Origin of the sequence: Microbispora cellulosiformans, assembly GCF_008728085.1 — a bacterium.
Lineage (GTDB): Bacteria > Actinomycetota > Actinomycetes > Streptosporangiales > Streptosporangiaceae > Microbispora > Microbispora amethystogenes.
The window spans coordinates 1-689 of the sequence record NZ_VYTZ01000055.1 but is presented as its reverse complement, the minus strand read 5'-3'; the positions used below and the strand labels follow the sequence as shown (position 1 = coordinate 689).

1 protein-coding gene is annotated in these 689 nt (G+C 70.8%); it reads right to left on the bottom strand.

The window, feature by feature from the left end; genetic code table 11:
- On the bottom strand, positions 1-689 hold a 689-nt coding region (locus tag F5972_RS36815; protein ID WP_225312252.1), incomplete at both ends, for an SGNH/GDSL hydrolase family protein.

Genomic DNA, 689 nt, shown 5'->3' with positions numbered 1-689 from the left:
CGCTCGGGCTGGAGCTGGGGCTGACACTGGGGCTCGGGCTGGATCCCTGGCCCAGGCTGCCCGGCACCGACTGGAGGGCGGCGTACCAGGCGGCGGCCATCTTGTCGTAGCCGCCGGCGGTGGGGTGGATGCCGTCGATGAGGTCGCCGGTGGTGAGCTTGCTGTGCATGTCGACGAGGTGGACGTGCTTGCCGTTGTTGACCTTGGACTGCACGATGCCGGGGAGGGCGGCGTTGAAGGTGCGGGCGGCCGACTCCTGGCCGGAGTTGGACAGCGGGATGATCGTGGCGACGAACACGTCGGCGTTGGGGGCGGCCGAGGTGATGTGGTCGATCAGGGTGGACAGCCGCTGGGGGGCGGAGGAGACGTTGTAGTTCTGCAGCACGTCGTTGGTGCCGATGTGCAGCAGCACGGTGCGCGGGGTGTAGGAGCGCAGCCAGCCGGTGATGTTGGCGTCGATCTGGTCGATCCGCCAGCCGGGGTGGCCCTCGTGGTCGTGGTCGCCCAGGTTGCCCGGCCCGTTGTACTGCGAGCCGACGAAGTCGACGGTGTAGCGGCCGGCGGCCAGGCGCTGCCACAGCCCGATGCGGTATCCGCCGGGCACCTGGGTGCCCTCGGTGATCGAGTCACCCAGCGGCATCACCCGCACCCCGCCGTTGGACTCCGCGCTCGCGGCGCCCGCCCCCAGC